The organism is Verrucomicrobiota bacterium (assembly GCA_037139415.1).
Taxonomy (GTDB): domain Bacteria; phylum Verrucomicrobiota; class Verrucomicrobiia; order Limisphaerales; family Fontisphaeraceae; genus JBAXGN01.
In genome coordinates this window covers 1-21,460 of the sequence record JBAXGN010000144.1, presented here as the reverse complement: position 1 = coordinate 21,460, position 21,460 = coordinate 1, and the positions used below count along the sequence as shown (strand labels likewise).

Here is a 21,460-nt window from a genome sequence, read left to right as displayed (position 1 = left end):
GGTTTAGCCGTCCAAAAAACCTGCTGAAAAACCCCCTGCAATTCACCGGAATCTGAATGGTCAATTGACCCTGGTGACGAATGGTCTCGGCAGTATTCGTCCGGCGGGATTCACCGGCACCCAACTTGAAGTAGGCAAACGCTATTCCGTGCTCGCCGTTCCGGGTTCTGGTTTTGTGTTCAGCAACTGGACGGGGACCGTTTCCAGCAACCAGCCGACGCTCACTTTTACCATGCAGTCCAACTTGGTGTTGGCGGCTAATTTTGTTTCGAATCCGTTTGTGGCTTACCAAGGCGATTATGTTGGACTCTTCCAGGTTCGCTCGGGTGCCACGCCAACCAACTGCGGCGGGGTGGCCTTGAAAATCACCGATAAGGGGGCGTACACCGGCAAGTTGGTGTTGGGTGGGGTGGCATTGCCGATTTCGGGCGCGTTTAGTCCGGCGGGTGTTTCCTCTACCAGTGTGCGCTCTTTGGGACGCACCTTTGCGGTGCTCTTGGTGGTGGATGCGATGGATAAGATGGTGAACGGGACGGTGACTTTTGGAAATGAGTCCGCAACTCTATTTGCACAGCGGATATTCCAAGGGGCGACCAATCCATACGCGGGGACGCACACCGGCCTGATTCTGGGCCCTGGCAATGATGATGCAAGTCCTGGCGGCGACGGTCTCATAACCCTGAGTGTCAGCCCAAATGGGCAGGTCAAAGCAGCGGTGGCCCTCGCTGACGGCACGACGCTTACCATCATGACTGCGCTGACTCAGGATGGCAGGGTGCCGCTCTACACTCCACTGCAAGCGGGCAGCGGGATGTTGTTTGGCTACTTGGACTTGCAGTGGTCAAAAACACCCCCGTTCTTGTGGGTTAAAAAGACATCGCTCCGCGACAAGTATTATCCACAGGGCTTTACGGAAAGCCGGACGGCCTATCTGCTGCCCTACACGCCTCCCACCCCAAGCCAGGATGCAGTGAATTGGGATAGTGCCCAGTTGATCGTTGGCGGTGGAAATCTGGCTGTGCCGCTGACCAATACCGTGGTGCTGACCAACGATCAGATTCGACTGGTGTCCGGCTCCTTGAGTAATCTGGTTGTGCGTATTACCGCTAAAGATGGTTCCGTCTCCGGCACCTTCCTGGCTCCAGGCGCAAAAACTCCCACTGCCTATAAGGCCAATCTTTTGCAGACGTTGCCGCTGACTTCGGGCGGCGGTTTCTTTCTGGGCACCAATCACGCCGGATATTTTAAGTTGGTGCCGGTGAACAATTGAGCCACCGCAGCCACGATCGGTTTTCAAAGTGACGGGTGCTGGTTGAGGCCATCTCTCAGCAGCATTCGTGGTACCCTCTGAAAAACTTGTACATCTTTCACTCATCGCCGTTCAGGTTGAGGCAATGCCCTGTTTACTTTGGGGATTCCAGCAGCAACAGTCGTTCGGCAATGATCTCGGCCAAAATGATTTTGGCATCCTTTAATTCGACCCGAAAGCGGCGGGCATCATTTTCCGCCCAGCGCGTGAAATAATAGGACCGACCACGGTATTCAAACTGGCGCTCATAAAGCAAAGCGCCGTCACTGACCCTGATCAACTCCACCTCCAGCGCGATAGCGAAGGTCATTTTGGGATTCAGCGCAACTGGGGCTTCAAACCATTGGTTGACAATATGAGTCAAAAGAATGCTATCAACTTCCTGATTGGTTGACGTGCGATACGATTGCACGAATTGCACTCGGGCTTTTGTGGAATGGTTTGTTGGCCAGGCCGCATTGGCAGAAGGAAGCAGGATTATGTTTGGGCTTGGCTTTTGAGCGACCAGGCGAAGCAGTTCACCTTGGATCGCGTGTGGCAATGGTTCCGCTTGCAAAGCGCGATTCATCGCCGCTAGGTATTCGCGCTGCGTTGCTGCCGGAACGCCTTGGCAGATGCCTACCAGTGCACCCACCGTACCAGAAACCAGTAATTCCAACCCGATGATACGCAACTCGTCACTCGCTTTCGTTTCATGGGGACGCAAATACTCCATCGCACCAAAAGTGTTGAGCGTTGCCACGGCAAATGCCAGACCAGGCGTTGCTGGATATTCAAACCCAAATTCCGGGCAGTCTTTGATCGGCAGCAGGCCAACCCGCCCGCAACTCGCCTGTGTCGAGGCTGGGAGAAACGCTGGTTCGTTGGTGATGTGTGGAAAACCGGCATTCTGGCAGCCAGTGCTCACGGCAACGATTATTATCAAGGCACCCATCAGGGCGTTGGAAATCCATCCGGAAACTTTCTTGGTCGCGGATGGGAAACTATATTTTATGAGACCTGAACCATTTCTCCTTGCGGTAATTTGGCACGCTGGAGGCACATTGCATTTCTTCGTCGCTGGATGCGACGTGATTACGGAGCATGGTGGTCGGCTACCATTCATGGGGAAGCACGCTAATTCCTGCGCGTGAGGAGGTCAAACTCATTCGGCCTTTGGGTAGTTCATAAATCTTGAGCCACTTTCTGGCACCCATTCTGGGTGCATTCGGTTAATGGGGCGCATTATCGGAGGACGTGCGCCGGATGAGTTTGTTCACCATGCGTTGGCCGGCTGGCCGCAAGGAAATGGTTTGCGGGTTGACCATTCGGGGCGCGCGGGGTAAGACCACGGGCGCAATGATGCGGGTATGGACATGGTTGGCGCGTTACGCGGGAGGTTCCCGCGAGTTGCGCCTGTTTGCGCTGGGCTCGTTCGCCATGGGGATGGCGTATAGCGTGGTGGATGCGGTGTTCAATAATTATCTCAATGAGCGGTTTGCACTGACGGGGTTCCAGCGGTCTTTCTTGGAGTTTCCCCGGGAGTTGCCGGGGTTCCTGGTGGTGTTTGTCACAGCGGCGCTGTCGTTTCTGTGCAGCCGCCGGTTGGGAGTGGTGGCGATGTTGTTGGGGTTGGTGGGGAGTCTGCTGGTCGGGTTTGCCTCGCCCACGTATGGGGTCATGATGGTCACGCTCTTTCTCTACAGCCTGGGCCAGCATCTGTTCATGCCCGTGGCACAGACGATCGGGATGGAGTTGGCGGAGGAGGGCCGGATTGGCCGGCGGTTGGGGCAGTTGAACGCCATCCGCAACCTGGCGGCCATTGCGGGGAGTTTCCTGGTGTTTATCGGGTTCAAGTATCTGGGCCTGAATTATGATCACGCGTTCCTCGCCGCCACCATCGGATTCGCGGCCGCGACGGCGCTGTTGTACGCCATGCAGCCGGAGGAAAGCGGGCAGGCCCGAATCTTCCTGACGTTGCGCAAGGAGTACCGGCTGTTCTATGCGTTGAACATTCTGTACGGATCGCGCAAGCAGTTGTTCATCACGTTCGCCCCGTGGGTGATTGTCACGATCTTCAAGCAGCCGACGCAGACGATTGCCACGTTGATGACCGCCGGGGGGATCATTGGCATTGTCTTCCAACCACTGCTGGGCTGGGTGACGGATCGCCATGGGGAACGGTTTGTGCTGGCGTGGGAGGCCGCGCTGCTCGTGGTGGTGTGCTTTGGCTATGGGTTCTCCCGGTTCCTGTTTTCGGAATCCATCGCCTTCTGGTTGACGTGCGGGTTTTACTTGATGGATCAGATGTTGATGTCGGTGGGTATGGCCCGCGCCATGTATATCAAGAAGATCGCCCTGCAACCGGCGGACATCCAGGCGGCATTGACGGCAGGGATCACCATTGATCACGTGTTTTCCATCTCGGTGGCGCTGCTGGGCGGGGTGATCTGGAATGCCTGCGGTTACCAATACGTTTTCCTGCTGGGCGTTGCCATCGCGCTGATCAATCTGGTGGTGGCGTTGCGGCTGCCACCGCTGCATTCCCGTGCGGGGCAGGGAATGAATTGATGTGACAACACGGCTGGGACTTGGTTTAAATGGGTGGCAGACATGGCAGACGTTAAAAAACGAACAGGCCGGAAGATACTGATCTTCGCGGTGATCGCACTGGCGCTGGTGGCGGCGGTGCTGTACGCCGTTTTCCAAAAGCGGGAGACGATCATCACGGTGCAGACGGAAAAGGTGACGCGCCGCAACCTGACGGAACTGGTGGTGGCCAATGGCAAAGTCCAGCCGGTGCTGCAAGTGGTGATTGCGCCGGAGGTCAGCGGTGAGATTGTGGAGCTGCCCGTCAAGGAAGGGCAATTCGTCAAGAAAGGGCAGGTGCTCGTTCGCATCAAGCAGGATAATTACCTGGCCAGCCGGCGGTCGGCGCAGGCGAGCTTTCAATCGGCGGAAGCCGGGCAAAGCCTGGCCCAGGCCAATCTTACCAAAGCGGATCTGGACTTCAAACGCATGCGGGAGTTGTACGATAAGAAGCTGGTGTCGGACTCGCAATTTACGGATGCCCAAGCGGCGTTGGACGTGGCGAAAGCGTCGTTCGTCAGCAGCGGGCACATGGTGCAACAGGCCAAAGCCGCTTTGGACCGGGCGGATGATGATTTATCCAAGACGACCATCGAGGCGCCCATGGATGGCACCGTCACGCGGTTGCGCTCCCAAAAAGGGGAACGGGTGGTGGGCACCGCGCTCATGGCCGGTACTGAAATCATGACAATTGCCAACCTGGACGCCATGGAAGCGCGGGTGGATATTGGCGAGGTAGATGTGATCCTGATTGCGCTGGGCCAAAAAGCGCGCTTGGAAGTGGATGCCTTTCGCGACCGGAAATTCACCGGGCTGGTAACGGAAATTGCCAACGCCGCCAAGGGGACCACCAGCGCCGGCACCGCGCAGCAGGAAGCCACCAAGTTCGAGGTCAAAATCCGCATCCAGGAGAAGGAAGCGTTCCGCCCTGGCATGTCCGTGACGGCGGAAGTGGAGACGCGCTCCCGCACTAACGTGCTGACGGTGCCGATTCAAAGTGTGACCACCCGCGCGCCCAAAGTTGCGGAAGCTAAAACCAACGCGGTTGCCGGCGCGACCAATAGCGCGGCTTCCACCAATGCCGTGAAAGTGGAAGGCAAAAAAGCGGGTGAGGCGGTCAAGCAGGTGGAAGGGGTGTTCGTGGTGACGAATGACGTCGTCCGCATGACTCTGGTCAAGCGCGGCATCAGCGATGATACGTACGTCGAGATCACCGATGGCTTGAAGGAAAATCAGGAAGTGATCTCGGGCGGCTACAAAGCCATCAACCGCGAGCTGGAGGATGGTGTCAAAATCAAGCGCGGCACCGTGTTTGATATGGGCAGCACTAAGGATGAGCGGGACAAGGAAAAATGACGCCGGGCCGGGGTTATGACGCTGATTCATCTCCAAAACATTTCCCGCCTTTACACCATGGGGGTGGAGACCGTCCATGCGCTACGGGACGTTTCCCTGGAAATCAAGCGCGGCGAATACATCGCCATCATGGGGCCGTCCGGCTCGGGCAAATCCACGCTGATGAACCTCATCGGCTGCCTGGACACACCGAGCCAGGGCCGCTACGAACTCAATGGGATTGCCGTCAGCGAGATGGATGACAACCAACTGGCCGAAATTCGCAACCGTGAAATCGGCTTCGTGTTTCAGACCTTCAACCTGCTACCCCGATCCGATGCGCTGCACAATGTCGAGTTGCCGCTGATCTATGCGGGCGTGGAACCAGAGCTGCGCCGGCAGATCGCCCTGGAAGCATTGGCCAACGTTGGGCTCGCCGACCGCGTGCATCACAAACCCAACGAGCTCTCCGGCGGCCAACGTCAGCGCGTGGCCATTGCCCGCGCGCTGGTCAACAAGCCGTCCCTGCTGCTGGCCGACGAACCGACCGGGAACCTCGATTCCAAAACCGGGGTGGAAATCCTGGCACTCTTCGAAGCGCTCTCCCGCAAGGGGAACACCATCATGGTGGTGACGCATGAAGAGGAGGTGGCCCGCCACGCCTGGCGCGTCGTGCGCATCCGCGATGGCCTGATCGCCAGCGATGAGCGGTTGCGGGACCTGCCGGCCACGAGCCAAACTCCGCCAACGGAAGCTGAGATCTGAGGTTGCCCATCCTTCGTGGAATGGCAAGGACCGATATTTGATTCTCCTTACGGCGAATGCTACGCGGATTTCAGATCTCAGATTGCGGATTTGCCTCGGGAACACTTGATAACGTATGGGGATTCACATGAAATCCGGCGTCCAAAGTGCCAAAGAACGGATGTTGATTTTGGATTGCAGTTTTTTTCACAACGTGGAAAATTCACCACGTCAAGCCGGTTCGCTGAGTAATGCAACATGGTTGGGTGTGAAGCTGGACCGGTGATGGTTTTAGCAAACATAAACGAAAGCAAACCAAAGATATGAATAAAGCATCGGTAGCAATGAGGGTGAACGAACCCGTGAATCGTCTGATTGGCGACATGCCCAAAGTTGGCATTCGCCCCACTATTGATGGCCGCCGCAAAGGCGTCCGCGAATCCCTGGAACAAACCACCATGGCGATGGCCGAGAATGCGGCCAAATTGATTTCCGCCAACCTGCGCCATCATAACGGCCTGCCGGTGGAATGCGTGATTGCCGATAAATGCATTGGCGGCGTCGCCGAAGCCGCCATGGCTGAGGAGAAGTTTCGCAAGAAGGGCGTGGGTGTGTCCCTGACGGTCACCCCGTGCTGGTGCTACGGTTCGGAAACGATGGACATGGATCCCCTGACGCCCAAGGCGATTTGGGGCTTCAATGGCACCGAGCGCCCGGGCGCGGTGTACCTGGCGGCGGTGGCGGCGGGGCATAGCCAGAAAGGGTTGCCGGCGTTCACCATTTATGGCCGCGATGTGCAGGATGGCGGCGACAAAACCATCCCCGCCGATGTGCAGGCCAAAATCTTCCAGTTCGTGAAGTCCGGCCTGGCGGTGGCCACCATGCGCGGCAAGTCTTATCTGTCCTGCGGTGGCGTCTCCATGGGCATCGCCGGTTCCATTGTGAACCAGGATTTGTTCGAGGATTACCTGGGCATGCGCGTGGAAGCGGTGGATATGACGGAACTGGTGCGCCGCATCGAGGAGAAAATCTATGACGGCGAAGAATTTCAGTATGCGCTCAAGTGGGTGAAGAAATACTGCCCGCTCGGCAAGGATTACAACAAGCCGGAATCCCAACGCAACCAAGAGCGCAAGGATTGGGAATGGGAATTTGTCGTGCGCATGGCGATGATCGTGCGCGATATGATGGTGGGCAACCCGCGCCTGGCCAAGCTGGGCTTCCGCGAAGAGGCCCTGGGGCACAACGCCATCCTCGCCGGTTTCCAAGGGCAACGCCATTGGACGGATCACTATCCAAACGGCGACTTCCTGGAAGCCATCCTGAGTTCCTCGTTCGACTGGAACGGCATCCGCCAGCCTTACTTGGTGGCCACGGAAAACGATTGTTTGAACGGCGTGTGCATGCTGCTGGGCAACCTGCTCACCGGCAGCGCGCAGATCTTTGCGGACGTGCGCACGTATTGGAGCCCGGACTCCGTCAAGCGTGTTACCGGACGGGAACTCGAAGGCGCGGCGGCGCCCGGCCTGTTGCACCTCATCAATTCCGGTGCGGCGGCGTTGGACGCCTGCGGCAAGTTGACGAAGAATGGGCAGGCGGTGATGAAGCCGTTCTGGGAAATCTCCAAGAAAGAGGCGCTGGATTGCTTTGCGGCCACCACTTGGCCGCCCGCCATTTACGAATACTTCCGTGGCGGTGGTTATTCGTCTGCCTACGGGACGCGCGCCAACATGCCGGCCACGATGTTCCGGATTAACATGATCAAGGGGCTCGGGCCGGCACTGCAAATCGCCGAAGGCCAGTTCGTGGACCTGCCGGCCGACATTTACAGTGTGCTCGAAGAGCGCACCAACCCGACCTGGCCGTCGCACTGGTTCGTGCCGAACGTGACGGGCAAGGGCGTGTTCCGCGATGTGTACTCAGTGATGAACGCTTGGGGCGCCAACCACGGCACCATCAGCTATGGTCACCTCGGTTCCGAATTGATCACGCTGGCCTCGATGCTGCGCATCCCGGTCTATATGCACAATGTGAGTGATGACCGCGTGTTCCGTCCTTCGACCTGGAACGCGTTTGGCACCGCAGAGTTGGAAGCGGCGGATTTCCGTGCCTGCGCCAACTTCGGCCCCATCTACGGCAAGGTGTAGGCGGGATGGTGGCGCACGGGCTGCGCCTGAAATGAAGTGGGTGAGGAGGACTGGGGAAACTGGTCCTCCGCTCGAGGAGTTGGCTTTTCCGGCTGAAGGAACTACATTATTGGCTCATGCCTGCGACCGAGCAGATACGGAAAAAGCTGAGTGAACTACCGCATAAGCCGGGCGTGTACCTGATGAAGGACCGCTTCGGCACGGTGATCTATGTGGGCAAGGCTCGCGATCTGCGCAAGCGCGTGAACCAGTATTTCCATCCCTCGCGCCGGATGGGTTGGGATTTGAAGCTGAACGCGCTGGTGGAGGCTATTTATGATCTGGATGCGCATGTGGTGCGCAGCGAGCCCGAGGCGCTGTTGCTGGAAGGTCGGCTGATCAAGGAATTCCAACCGCGCTACAACATCAGCTTCCGCGATGACAAGCGGTTCCCGCTGGTGAAGGTAAACCTGAATGACCCTATCCCGCGGTTCACGCTGACCCGCCTGCGGCAGGAGGATGGCGCGCGCTATTTCGGGCCGTTCACCAATTCGACGGCCTTGCGCAACACGCTTACGCTGGTGCGGCGCACGTTTAATTTGCGCGGCTGCCGTCCGCTGACCCCGGATGCAAGCGATTACAAGCATTGCCTGTACGGGCATTTGAAGTTTTGCACCGCGCCCTGCATCGGCAACGTCAGTCGCGAGCAGTACCTGGCGCAGGTCAAGGCGGCCTGTGATTTTCTTGACGGCCAATGCGGGGAGTTAGCCACGCAGCTTGAAGCCGAGATGAAAAGGGCCGCCGCCGCCCAGGAGTATGAAAAGGCCGCGCAGTTGCGGGATGCGCTGACGGATTTGAAAGCGACCACCGCGAAGATGAACAAGTTTGTGCGCACACCTTACACGTTGCCGGTGGCGATGAGTCCGGCGGCGGACCTCGCGGAGCTGGCCAAGGTGCTGGGGTTGCCCGGGCCGCCGGAACGCATCGAGGGGTTCGACATTTCCAACATCAGCGGGACGTTTGCGGTGGCCTCGATGGTGAGCTTCAAGCACGGGCGTCCAGACCGGGCAAACTATCGCCGGTTCAGAATCAAATCGGTGATTGGGCAGGATGATTTTGCGTGTATGGCGGAAACCATTCAGCGCCGGTACACCCGGATGCTGAAGGAAGCCGGTGAGCAGGGCAGGGAACCGGCGGCGGTTTTGCCATCGCTGATCCTGATTGACGGCGGCAAAGGGCAGTTGAATGCCGCGGGTGCCGAATTGGACAAGCTGGGATTGGGTGGGATTCCGATTTTGGGATTGGCCAAGGAATTCGAGGAAATCTATCGGCCCGGCATCAGCGAGCCGCTGCGGTTGTCGCTGGATTCCGGGGCGCTGAAATTGCTGCAACGGGTGCGGGATGAATCGCATCGGGTAGCCAATGCGTACAACGCGCAGCTACGTCTGCAAAAAATTTCGGAAAGTATTCTCGACGAATTCCCCGGTATGGGCGAACAACGGAAGGCGGTCTTGTTGAAGAAATTTGGATCGCTGCAACGGTTGCGGCTGGCCACCGTCGAGGAAATTGCCGGGGTGCCCGGTTTTGGCGGGAAAGCCGCCGGGGAATTAAAGACATTTTTGGAAGCGCGCGGCACGCAGGCGCGGCAACCGGAGGTCGGGGCCTGAATCAAAATTTGGGGGTGTTTGAAGCCTCAGCGGCCAGGTTGTGATCCATAAACACAGGTCCGTTCAAGCGGTAAAGTGGCCATATCCAGTTGCATTTTTCGGGTTGATAAATATATTAGTCTGTATGAAAAAGATTATTTTACTGGTGACGTTGGCGTGTCTCGGTGGTGGCTGCGCGTCGGTGAGTTATTCTCCCTATGTGGGGGAACAGCAAGCCTGGCAAACCGCCCCCGGCGCTTTTGTGAAAGAAATGCGCGGCATCGTCATCTACCGGGGGTATCCGTCCCGGGCCTATCAGGTGCTGGGCCAACTCAGCATCAGTTCCAGTCCGGAGGCGGTCGAGTCCTACCTTGCCAAGGAAGCACTGAAACGTAACGCCGAAGCCGTGATCATCCTTGAATCAAAAACGGAATTAACCGGTTTTTATACCACGCCCTCGGGACCGACGCTGATGGATCCACGCAGCCGAGTACTATATCAGGCGTCCGGCCCCAGCTTTGCAGTGCCGGTGCATGAAGGCAGCATTACGGCGATGCTGATCCGGTTTAAAGACAAGCAGCCGTAGCGCTCTCTCGAAAACAGTTTGCCCTCACGCATTTCCGGGAAGCATCCTGAAAAACAGCTAAAGCTCAACAAGTTTGCTGGCCAAGCGCCACTAAACGGCTTATAATGAACGCAGCTATTATGAGCAAAACCAGCACTTCAGCCTGCCCGATCACAGAACCAGGCAAGCATTGCATCATCCAGCTCGTCACTGAGGCGATGCGGGAGGAGCCAGCCATTGAAGCCGTGAAGATTGATCCGGGGCACCAGGCGATTTCCGTGGCCACCTTGGGGAAGGCGAATGATGCCCAGATTGAGCACTGGCTCAACGAGCAATTCCATAAAATGCAGGACCAGACGGCGGAGCAATGTTGCGCGCTGTTGGGAGAGAAACATTCCTGCAATGAATGTAATCCGGAGGTGGACCCCAAGCAACGCGCCCGCATCACTGTCCAATACGCGTCGGGGACCACTACAGTCGCCCGACAAACCTGCCCCACGGCCCCGCACTTTTGGCGCTGGCGGCAGATTCCTTTTCCCAAACTGGTGCCGCGCCAGGTGCATTTGCCGGAGGATGCGAGTGAAGAGGATGAATGGAAGGGGCAATTGGTGGCCGCCTCGCTTTGCGGGGTGTTCGGGTTGATCGCGTTTTTTGTCGGTGGCCCAGCCAGTATTCTTTGGTACGCGCTTTCGTTTCTGGCCGGTAGCTGGTTCGCCGCGCAGGAAGTCCGCGAGGGGCTGGAAGAGGGAACCCTGGACGTTCACTTCCTGATGTTGGCGGTGGCTTTTGGCAGCGCCAGCATTGGCGCATGGGCGGAAGGCGCCACCTTGCTGTTTCTGTTTTCCTTCTCCGGTGCGCTGGAGCATTACGCCATGGGGCGTACCCAGCGGGAAATTCGTTCGCTTTTCAAAAACGCGCCCAAGACGGCCATCTTGCTCGATGCCGCCGGGAACGAACAATCCGTGCCCGTGGATTCCCTCCAAGCCGGAATGCGGCTGCTGGTCAAACCAGGCGAACAATTCCCGGTGGATGCTGAAGTGGTGAAAGGAAAAACCTCCAGCGACGAATCGAACCTGACCGGAGAAGCCACGCCGGTGGATAAAACGGTGGGCGATGGGGTGTTGGCGGGTACGATTAATTTATGGGGTTCGGTCGAGGTGACCGTGCTGCGACCGGCCAGCCAGAGTGCGCTTCAAAAAATCATTACCCTCATTCACGAGGCGCAACATCTCAAGGCCCCCTCGCAACGGTTCACCGACCGCTTTGGCACCAAGTACACCTACGCCATCCTCGGTCTATCGCTGGCGATGTTCTTTGTCTGGTGGCTGGGCTTCGGTCATACCCCATTCAAGTCCACCGAGCTGGATCGCAGCGCATTTTATCGCACCATGACGCTGTTGGTGGTGGCGTCTCCCTGCGCTCTGGTGCTTTCCATTCCCTCGGCCGTGCTGGCTGCGATTGCCTGGTCGGCCAAGCGCGGTATTCTGTTCCGAGGCGGGGCGGCGGTTGAAAATCTCGCTTCCATTCAAGTGGTGGCCATGGATAAAACCGGCACGTTGACCACCGGTGAACTGCAGGTGGATCGCGTGGAAAGCTTTCCGCCTGGACGCGAGCGCGAGGTGGCGCAACTGGCCTTTTCGCTCGAACGCCTCTCCACCCACCCGCTGGCCCGCGCCATCACGCGCCATGGCAAACATGAGCAACTCAGTGCGCTGGAACTGGAGCAGTTTGAATCGGTCACCGGCTTGGGACTCAAAGCGCAATATCAAGGGCAGTGGGTACGCCTGGGACGGCGTGAATGGGTGGCCGATGGCCCCAATGTTGCCGTATTGGCGAAAGCACCGCCCACCGAGGCCGGCTACGCCGAGGTATGGATCGAGCATGGCCAACTGGTGGGGCGGGTCCTGATGCGCGACGACATTCGGCCTGCCGCCCGTGAGGTGGTGGAAAAATTGCGTGCCTTGGGATTGAAAACGGTGATGCTCACCGGGGATCACCAGGCCTCCGCCGATAAATTGCAGAAAGAACTCGCGTTGGATGAGGTGCGTGCCGGTCTTAAGCCTGAACAGAAGGTGGACGCCGTGGCCGGTTTCTCGAAGGCCGGACAAAAAGTGGCCATGATCGGTGATGGCGTGAACGATGCGCCGAGTCTGGCGGCGGCGGATGTGGGCGTGGCCATGGGCGCGCGCGGCTCGGATGCGGCGCTGGAACAAGCCGAGGTGGTGCTGATGCATGATCGCCTCGAGAATTTCCTTACCGCGTTTCAACTCAGCCAGCGGGCTCGGCAAGTCATCCGGCAAAACGTGGCGATCTCTTTGGGTACCGTGGTGGTGCTGGTGGGTTGCGCGTTGTTCGGCACCATTCCCTTGACCGTGGGTGTGATCGGCCACGAAGGCAGCACGGTACTGGTGGTGATGAACAGTCTCCGGTTGTTGATGACGCGTGGCCCGGCGGCACTCAAGGCCGCCTGAGTCTCACGGTTAATATCCGATGTTTTTCAGCGCATTCTCGCCCAGCCGCTCGCGCAGTTGGGCCAGATAGAGGCTGGTGGGAAGCACTGGCCTGCCGAGCGACGCCAGCCACGGGCCAGTTGGCGAAGCGCTTTTCTTCAGTTCACCGGTGCAGCCAATGCACCAGTTTACAGCGCCAGGTGGTTGTTGTAATTCAAGCACCTTCGCCGAGCAATTCCAGGCCACCGCCCAGCCGATGGCCCAACCGTGCCCGGAGCCGGCGGTGCGTCGGTTGATGAACTCGATCCTTCCGTCCGGCAGACGGCAGGAGTCCACCAGCAGCCCGGTGGACCAATGCATGTGGGGTTGGATGCTGCCCGTGCCCTCGAACGCGCAATGTAACGCGACATTCAGGACGGCTTCGGAATTCAAGGTGGCCACGTAGAAGGACCCCGCGCCCGACGAGGAACAGCGATCAATCAGCACCTGCGAGCCTTTGAGGAGAAAGTCCGCCGGATAACCGGCCCCTTTGTCCACGGTTGCCGTATGCACCGCATGGGCGTTCAGAATGGTGATGCGCCGCGCGGCAGCGCCCACGTCCACGTTGCCGAGCGTGTTATGCATGGCGATATCCTTGACCCAACAATCTTCGCAATTCTCCAGTTCGATCGCGAGGTTGTTCTTCGCGGTGAGGGTGCCGCTGGGCGGCGGTGAATTGATCCGCAGCGACTCGATGCCGCATTGTCCCAGCCGCTTGGGTGCTGCCGTTTTGATCACACCGGCGGTGGTGGGTGCAAGAAACTGGGAGTCAATCGCGTCGGTGAGTGGCACATCCAGCGTGAGGCGGTTGCCTTGAATGACCCGGATGGTCCGCTCGAACAGAATCGGCGAATCATTTTTCATCCAGGTCTGTGGTTTCCCGTTCCGCACGAGGTTGTCCATCTCCATAAAATGAATCCACTTCGCCGTCCTGGGCCAGCGGATGCGGATGACATCGCCCACCGCGAGTCCCTTGGGTTCCTTCACGGAAATACTCAGCGCGCCGGACGGCACATAGGCATCCGCAATCGGAATCAGCGCGGCGGGATTTTCTTTCGGGTATCGCAGCCGCTCGCCCGTGATGGCGAGGCACACATGCGGTGGCCCGGTCATTTCAATGACGGTGCCTCCTTTGCCACTGCCCGAGCCGCGCAAGACAATGCCGTCTTGGGCAAGGGTGAGTGGCTGGGCGCAATGGAAAACCCCGGGCCGGAGCAGCACCGCGCCGCGGAAACCTTCGGTCAAGGGCATGGTGGCAACGGCATTGATGGCCGCTTGAATGGCTGCCGAATCATCACTGCCGGAGGGTGAAATCTCTTGGCGAACTGGGACGGTGGGCAGCTTGATGCCGCCCCCGCCATAGCCGGCATGGGAGAAATCCAGGAGACGGTCACCGGTGCCGGTGCTTTGGTAGCGCAGCTTTCCATCCGGGCCGGCCGTAACCCATTGGGTTTGGGCGGCGGCTTTGAATGCCGTCAGCAACAAGGCGGTGAGCAGGAAACGGGCGCAATTCATGAGCGAAAGATAGTAAACTGCGTCCCCTTACTACAAGGCTTATGATTCGCCTCGCCACCATGGGTGGTTGCTCCAACTCAAAACACTGCCAAGCCTGATCGCTCAGTGGCTGGATTGGCGGCATAGCCCATGATTTCCTGCTGAATACGTTGGCGCACCATGGGATCGGCTTGCTGCCGCCACAACTGGCGGAGCGTGATAACGTCTGCCGGGGTGCCCGCCAAGGCACCTGCGGCGGGCGGCGGAGTATTCAGGATATGCTGTAAAAGTTCTTCCGGCGACTGTTCTTGGATGGCGTCGTTGCTCACCGGGTTCGCAGTTTCTTTGGCAACGGACGCGCCGTCCGAAGTCATCGTTGGGGCACCCGCATACTGTCGCAAAGCGTTGACCAGCGGTTCGCGTTCTTCCTCAGGCACCCCGCGGGTGTACTTGCGAATGGCAGCCAGGTATTCGGGTGACGCATTTCGGTCTGGATTCAACGGCACCGGGTTTGCGCCTCCCTTGAGCAAACCGGCGCGATGCTGACGAATTAATTCCGGCTCATAGCCTGCCGGCCATGGGCCGCTGTAATCCGGCGGCAACTCGCCGCCCGCCAGATAACCTGACAGCGCGTTGGTTCCCTTGCGCAAGTCAGGCAATTCCAAGGTGAGTTCCTCGCCATCGCGTTGGATGCGCACGACCCCGGTTTGCGAATTGATTCCCAGTAATTTTAGGCCAGCCACATTCTTTCCGGGGACCAGCAGATAACTGTGCAGCGAAGGGTACTCCATTACAACCGCCCGCTGGTAAGCACCCATCTGAATAATGCCGGTAAGGTATAGTTGCTCGCTGGCTGGCAAAAGATTGGCCAACCCCGCAACCAGTATCAGCACGATTAGTGGCGCTCGCATTGGCCGATAGTAAGCGCTGAATGGGGATCTGATTCAAGTTACAATTCCGCAACATTCTTCCCGGAAATGGTTGGCGGAACGTTGAAAGGCATGAAAAACGCCAGTTCTGACCACTATTGACGCATGTCCGAATAGTATCATATTAAGGCCAAACTATGCAAGCTGTGCTGCCCGAGATGGCCTAACGTATGCGCATGATTATGCGATCAATGTTTATGAGAGTATCCCGGTTGCTGGCGCTGGCCGGCAGTGCGGCGTCCTTTTCTGCCGCCGCGTTTCCTTATCAGGACACCGACCTGTTGTTGGTCTTCCGCAAAGACGGGGTTGCGTATAACGATGTCACTTATAATCTGGGCAATGTCAGCAACTACTTTGGCTTACCGGCGGGCTCCTCAATTCCCGTCACCAATTGGGATGCCTCGCTCGCCAAAGCAAGTTACAATAATAATTTGTCGGGAGTGAAGTTTATCGTGATGGCGATCAGCCCTTCGTTCGATACGATCAATTTGCGCCGCACTTGGATTACCGTGGGTGACTCCAATGCCGTACCGAAAAATGTTCGCCCGTCGGCACAAGCTGTGCAGTCCGGGAACATTGGTGGCGTTGGTGTTGCGCTAAACGGGTTGGATCAGTCGGCCACCCCGTCGTACGTCATTGCCAATTCGGATGGGAGTTCGTACACCTACATTTGTTCTGGCGGTGGCACGGGGGATCTGGCCTCTCAGAATGGTTCTTTCCCCTATTCCGTGGAGCAGGCTATTCCGGGCACGTCCCGTTTCTTTGAAATCAAGGCGGTCAATGACGGTGCTAACGCCACTCAGATCGGCAGTTTAAGCATGGCGTTGGATGGCACGTTGACGTTTATTGTTGGCGGCGGTGGTGCGGTTGCGCCAGCCATCAGCACTCCCCCACAAAGCCAGGTGGCCAAGGTTGGTAGCAATATCTCGTTTACGGTGACCGCGACGGGTACCGCGCCGCTGAGTTACCAGTGGCGTTTCTACGGCACCAATTTGGCAGGTCAGACTGCGGGCACGTTATCTCTGAATAACGTTCAAGCGATACAAGCGGGCGGCTATTCGGTCATCGTTGCCAATAGCGCCGGGTCGGTCACCAGTGCGGTTGCCACGCTCACGGTTGTGCAGCCTCCTTCTTTTAGCAGTCAGCCTACGAATCAAACTGTTATTGCTGGAAATAACGTTACTTTTAGCGTGACGGCTGTCGGCGACCAACCACTGTTTTATCAATGGTACGGGCTGGGTAGCCTGCTAACTCAGGCCACCAACGCCACGCTTGCGCTGAGTAATGTGCAACCAGCTCAGGCGGGGTCCTATTACGTGGTGATTACCAATGCCTCAGGTTCGGTCACCAGTTCGGTGGCGACGCTCATGATCGCACTGCCGCCCGCGATTATCGGCCAGCCGACCAATCAGTCCGCGAATGTCGGTTCTACCCTTACGCTGACGGTCACCGCAACCGGAACGGCTCCGCTGTTTTATCAGTGGTTGCGTAATGGCAGCCCGGTGGGGGCCAATAACTTTAGCCTGACGCTGAACAACGCGCAGGTTGGCGATGCCGGTTCCTATTCCGTGGTGGTGACGAATGCCTACGGTTCAGCCACCAGTGCAGTGGCAGTGATTACCATCATTCCACCCGTGGCGCCAGCATTCACCGTTCAGCCCACCAACCAGTCGGTGCTGTTGGGAAGCAACGTCAGTTTCACGGCTGCCGCTTCGGGAACGGCACCCATCGCGTACGTGTGGCGTCTGAATGGCGCGAGCCTCCCGGGAGCGACCAATTTGGTGCTGGCGCTGACCAACATTCAGAGCGGGAATGCCGGTAATTATACGATTATTGCGTCCAATGTTGCGGGTATCGCGACCAGTGCGGTGGCGACGTTGTCCGTGTTATTGCCGCCGACGATCACCGCCAATCCGACCAATCAGGTGGTGCAAGTTGGGAGCACGGCTGGTTTCCATCTGGTTGCCTCTGGTACCGCCCCGCTATCCTATCGCTGGTTTACCAATGGCACCGCCATTGGGAACGCAACCAACGCGGATTTATCCCTGACCAATGTTCAACTTGCCGAAGCGGGTAACTATTATGCGGTCGTCACCAACGCTTATGGCTCGGCCACCAGTGCGGTTGCCACCCTCACAGTCACGTTGCCGCAGCAGCCGCCTTTGATTACCGGGCAGCCGTCCAACAAGACCGCGAATGCTGGTGCTACTGTTACGCTGACGGCCAGCGCCGTCGGGACGGATCCGTTGTTTTATCAGTGGTTGCACAATGGCAGTCCGGTGGGTGCCAACAACCTTAGCCTGACGCTGAACAATGCGCAGGTTGGCGATGCCGGTTCCTATTCTGTGGTGGTGACGAATGCCTACGGTTCGGCCACCAGTGCGGTGGCAGTCGTTACCATCCAAACCGCGCCAACGTTTACAGTTCAACCCACCAATCAGTCGGCCTTGGTCGGGACAACCATCAGTTTCACGGCTGCCGCCGCTGGAACTGCGCCGATCTCGTACTTCTGGCGTCAGAATGGTGCCAGCCTGGCTGGAGCGACTAATTCGGTGCTGTCCCTGGCTAATATTCAGGGCAGTAACGCCGGCGATTATACGATTATCGCGTCCAACGTGGTCGGCGTCACGACCAGCTTGGTCGCCACGCTAACCGCATTGTACCCGCCGACCATCGCTTCAAGCCCGACTAACCAGATGGTGCTGGCTGGTGGCACGGCGCTGTTCCATGTGGGTGCCACGGGCACCGGTCCCTTGTCCTATCAGTGGTTTAAAAACAGCTCGGCCATCGGGAACGCAACCAATGGCGATTTATCCCTGATCAATGTTCAAGCCACTGAGGTGGGTGGCTATTACGCGGTGGTCACCAACGCTTACGGCTCGGCTACGAGCTTGGTGGCCGCATTAACGGTGGTATTTCCGCCGGCCATCACGGTAAATCCCACCAACGAAACAGTGTTTTCGGGGGTCAATGTTGGCTTCTTTGTGGCGGGTACCGGCACGGCCCCGCTGACCTACCAATGGTATCGAAATGGGACGCTTTTAACCAATGCGACAAGCGCGATTTTGGCATTTAATAACGTACAGGTTGCTTCAGCGGGCAATTATGTGGCGGTTCTGCAAAATCCTTACGGCTCGGCCACCAGCGCTGTGGCCACCTTGACGGTCAATATCGCTGATTCCAACGGCCCGGTGATTACGGTTACGAGCGCGGTTACTACGAGCAACCGCATTTATTCCCTTGCGGGCACGGTGACGGATGCGAGCCGGGGGAACAATGGGGTGGCGCACGTCGCAGTGAATGGGGTACTGCTGACCAATGTCAGCGGCGTGGATGGTGCCGGTGTGTCATGGAGCCGCACGATAACGTTGGTTCAAGGGACCAACAAATTAACCGTCGCTGCCGCCGATACCTTGAACAATTGGACCACCAACCAATTCAGTGTGGTCTTTGTGCCGGCGGAAAAAATCCGGCCGACCCTGACGATCACCGCGCCGAAGACCCCGACGTTGTCCAATCAGGTAGTGGTGGCGGGTACGGCCACGGACGCCAAAGGCGTGGCGGAAGTTTGGTGCCGGTTCAACAGTAACCAATGGGTGTTGGCGGTGGGTACCACTAAGTGGAGCATCCTCCTCACTCCGCCGGCGGCCACCAACTTCCTGAATGCCTATGCGGTGGACACCTCGGGGAATTATTCCACGACCCAAACCGTCAAGTTTGTTAAAATCGCCTCGGCACTTTTGGTGGTGAACCAGACCGGTACCGGCACAGTGACGCCAAATCTGAACAACAATGTGCTGGAAGCTGGCACCAAAGATTACACCATGAAAGCCAAACCGGGGACGGGCTACCTGTTCTCGAACTGGGTGGCGCAAGTGTCCGGTGTCACCTTGTGGACCACCAACAAAGTGGATGTAAAATTCAGGATGATGAGCAACTTGGTGTTGACGGCGAATTTCGTGCCCAATCGGTTCATCCCAATGAAAGGTGACTATCTGGGTATGTTTGCCCCGACCAACGATGCCAGCGTGGACTGGACCAACGCTGGCGCGGTGAAACTTTCCCTGACGGATCAAGGGACATTCACCGCCCAACTGATGTATCAAGGCAAAGTCTATCCCTGGGCGGGAGCTTTTGATCTGAGCGGCCAATATTCCAACGTCATTTCACGTGGCAAGGAATCGGCGCTGCCGGTTCAAATACAACTGCAAACCGGTGCCTTGAGCATTGATGGCTTTATCGGATTGGGTAATGGCGTAAATGTACCTCTCTGGGCGGATGGTAAACTGGTCGCCAAAAACACGCCCTTCAAAGGCACCTATACCTTGCAGCCGACCAATGACCTGGGGGTGTTGACGGTCAAAGTATTGGCGACCGGTGCGGCCACGCTGAGCGGAAAACTGGCCGATAAGACAGTGGTAAACCAAGCCTCTAGTATTACCACGAACGGCGTTTTGGTGATTTACCAGTCCTTGTATCTCAATAAGGGAATGCTATTGGGCTGGATTCAATGTCAAACCAACGGTGACGGCGAGTTGCATTGGCAGAAACCCGCTCCGCAGCCCGATCCGCAAGGGTTCAAGCGCAGTGTCATCGTGACGGTGCGTTAATGGCACAGGCGATCCGCTGGGACGCGGTTGTCATTGCGGCTAATTGCCATTGAAAACACAGTTCCAGCACAACGTGGAGCGGCTTAAATTGTGATGACCTTTTGTCCATTCATCAGCCAGCCTTGGGGCACTTGGTAATTGCGTGATTGGGATTATTGTCCATGCAACCCGTTCACGAATGGATTTACCAACTGGATGAAGGCCGGGTGGGACGGTGGCTGAAGTACGCGTTGGTCGCGGCAGTGCTCTGCATTGTCCCGGTCTTCTTTAACCTGCGCGTTTACCGAGGTTTCAGCCAACCGGAAGCCATGGACCAGGCCCAAGTGGCGCGCAACCTCGCGGAGCGGAGGGGCTTTAGCACCCTGTTCATCCGCCCGTTTGCGCTGCAATTGCTGACGGACAAGGCCCAGCGCGATAAACGGATGCCGGTGCCGGTTAGCCGCACGAATTCGCCCGCCGCCAACTTGCACCCGCTCTATTGGCCGGCGCAATTGCCCGACATTAGCAACGCTCCCGGGTACCCGTTGTTACTGGCGGCCTGTTTCAAGCTGCCCGTGATTCAACGCCAATTCTCCATTCCCGCAAACGGGGTTAGGTTTCGTCCGGATTTCGTGATCAACGCGTTGAATCAAGGGCTGTTTTTCCTGGCGGTGATTTTGGTGTTTCTGCTGGCCCGCTGGTTGTTTAACGCCCAGGTGGCTTGGTGGTCGGCGACCCTATTTTTGCTGACGGACGTCTTCTGGCAGTTCAGCATTTCCGGGCTTTGCACGCTTTGGCTGATGGTTTTGATGCTTGGCATGGTGGTGTGCCTGGTTGGGCTCGAACGTTGTCTGGCCGCCGATGAGCGTACAGGTGGCCGCCAGTGGGCCTGGAGCATCGTGCTGGGCATCCTGCTTGGGTTATGCGGATTGTCGCGCTATGCGTTACTCTGCCTGGCGATTCCCATCGCGGTGTATGTGCTGGTTGGGCCATGGCGGCGGAAGCTCTGGCTTTGTGCCGTCATCCTGGCGGTTTCAGCCGCGCTGGTGCTGCCTTGGCTGGCGCGCAATTATCGTCTTTCCGGAACTGCTTTTGGCACGGTCAGCTATGCGGTGCAGCAGGGTACCTGGTCGGTGCCTGACAGTCGTTTGCAACGGTCGTTACAGCCCAACCTGGCCGCGATTTCCGCTGCCACTTTGGTGGATAAATTGCGGGATAATCTCAGTGTCATCCTCGTCAGGGAAATGCCGTTGCTGGGCACCGGTTGGGCCGGATTGCTCTTCTGGCTCACCGTGCTGTTTCCCATGGCTTCGGAGACGCATCGTCGTCTGCGCAATTTGTGTTTGGGCGGGATTCTGCTCCTCGCAGTGGTGGAGGCGCTGGGCCAGGATCATCCCGCGTCCGTTCAATCCGCCATCGCGCCGGACAACCTGTTGGTGCTTTGGTATCCGCTGGCCATGGTTTTTGGGGTGGCCTTGTTTTTTAAATTGCTGGGGGAATACCGCCACGAACTTCGGGAATATCGCGGGCTGCTTTTTCTGGGCCTGCTGGGCGTGACTTCCCTGCCCCTGCTGGCATGTCTGTATGGTGCCCGTGGTTCAGGCCAAGAGGAGCCCCGGGTTTCGCCCGTGATCCTGCAACGCTTTGCCCGTTGGATGAAACCAGC

Annotated in this window: 13 protein-coding genes; 10 read left to right on the top strand and 3 right to left on the bottom strand. The window is 57.9% G+C overall.

The window, feature by feature from the left end; genetic code table 11:
• Nucleotides 1-73: 73 nt before the first annotated feature.
• Nucleotides 74-1,270, top strand: a complete 1,197-nt coding sequence (locus WCO56_21380; GenBank protein ID MEI7732141.1) for a hypothetical protein — start codon at nucleotides 74-76, stop codon at nucleotides 1,268-1,270.
• 133 nt (nucleotides 1,271-1,403) lie between these two features.
• On the opposite strand, the gene WCO56_21375 is transcribed toward WCO56_21380, so the two are convergent.
• Nucleotides 1,404-2,216, bottom strand: a complete 813-nt coding sequence (locus WCO56_21375; GenBank protein ID MEI7732140.1) for a hypothetical protein — start codon at nucleotides 2,214-2,216, stop codon at nucleotides 1,404-1,406.
• A gap of 353 nt (nucleotides 2,217-2,569) precedes the next feature.
• Here WCO56_21375 and WCO56_21370 point away from each other — a divergent pair, with 353 nt between their 5' ends.
• The 7 genes from WCO56_21370 to WCO56_21340 all read left to right on the top strand — a co-directional run bounded on the left by WCO56_21370 (nucleotide 2,570) and on the right by WCO56_21340 (nucleotide 12,764).
• Nucleotides 2,570-3,859, top strand: a complete 1,290-nt coding sequence (locus WCO56_21370; protein MEI7732139.1) for an MFS transporter — start codon at nucleotides 2,570-2,572, stop codon at nucleotides 3,857-3,859.
• A 42-nt stretch (nucleotides 3,860-3,901) separates the two neighbouring features.
• Complete coding sequence (locus WCO56_21365; protein MEI7732138.1) at nucleotides 3,902-5,233, top strand: efflux RND transporter periplasmic adaptor subunit; 1,332 nt, start codon at nucleotides 3,902-3,904, stop codon at nucleotides 5,231-5,233.
• Between the two features lie 15 nt (nucleotides 5,234-5,248).
• The gene (locus WCO56_21360) at nucleotides 5,249-5,977 is read left to right on the top strand and encodes an ABC transporter ATP-binding protein (protein ID MEI7732137.1); all 729 of its coding nucleotides are present in this window, start codon (nucleotides 5,249-5,251) and stop codon (nucleotides 5,975-5,977) included.
• A 323-nt stretch (nucleotides 5,978-6,300) separates the two neighbouring features.
• Nucleotides 6,301-8,103: an L-fucose isomerase gene (locus WCO56_21355; protein ID MEI7732136.1), complete on the top strand. Its 1,803-nt coding sequence runs from the start codon at nucleotides 6,301-6,303 to the stop codon at nucleotides 8,101-8,103.
• 116 nt (nucleotides 8,104-8,219) lie between these two features.
• The gene (locus WCO56_21350; protein MEI7732135.1) at nucleotides 8,220-9,749 is read left to right on the top strand and encodes an excinuclease ABC subunit UvrC; all 1,530 of its coding nucleotides are present in this window, start codon (nucleotides 8,220-8,222) and stop codon (nucleotides 9,747-9,749) included.
• 124 nt (nucleotides 9,750-9,873) lie between these two features.
• Entirely contained in the window at nucleotides 9,874-10,314 is a 441-nt protein-coding gene (locus WCO56_21345; protein ID MEI7732134.1) for a hypothetical protein, read from the top strand.
• A 119-nt stretch (nucleotides 10,315-10,433) separates the two neighbouring features.
• Nucleotides 10,434-12,764, top strand: coding sequence for a heavy metal translocating P-type ATPase (locus tag WCO56_21340; GenBank protein ID MEI7732133.1), 2,331 nt, complete (start codon nucleotides 10,434-10,436; stop codon nucleotides 12,762-12,764).
• A 9-nt stretch (nucleotides 12,765-12,773) separates the two neighbouring features.
• On the opposite strand, the gene WCO56_21335 is transcribed toward WCO56_21340, so the two are convergent.
• Both WCO56_21335 and WCO56_21330 read right to left on the bottom strand, forming a co-directional pair.
• The gene (locus tag WCO56_21335; GenBank protein ID MEI7732132.1) at nucleotides 12,774-14,297 is read right to left on the bottom strand and encodes a hypothetical protein; all 1,524 of its coding nucleotides are present in this window, start codon (nucleotides 14,295-14,297) and stop codon (nucleotides 12,774-12,776) included.
• Between the two features lie 77 nt (nucleotides 14,298-14,374).
• Nucleotides 14,375-15,187 carry a hypothetical protein gene (locus tag WCO56_21330; GenBank protein MEI7732131.1) on the bottom strand — a complete coding sequence of 271 codons (813 nt, stop codon included), beginning with the start codon at nucleotides 15,185-15,187 and terminating at the stop codon, nucleotides 14,375-14,377.
• Nucleotides 15,188-15,402: 215 nt separating this feature from the next.
• Between WCO56_21330 and WCO56_21325 the strand changes: the two genes are divergently transcribed.
• Together WCO56_21325 and WCO56_21320 are read left to right on the top strand one after the other, a co-directional pair.
• Nucleotides 15,403-19,815 (top strand): immunoglobulin domain-containing protein, encoded by a 4,413-nt coding sequence (locus tag WCO56_21325; GenBank protein MEI7732130.1) that lies wholly within the window; start codon nucleotides 15,403-15,405, stop codon nucleotides 19,813-19,815.
• A 161-nt stretch (nucleotides 19,816-19,976) separates the two neighbouring features.
• On the top strand, nucleotides 19,977-21,460 hold a 1,484-nt coding region (locus tag WCO56_21320; protein MEI7732129.1), incomplete at its 3' end, for a glycosyltransferase family 39 protein.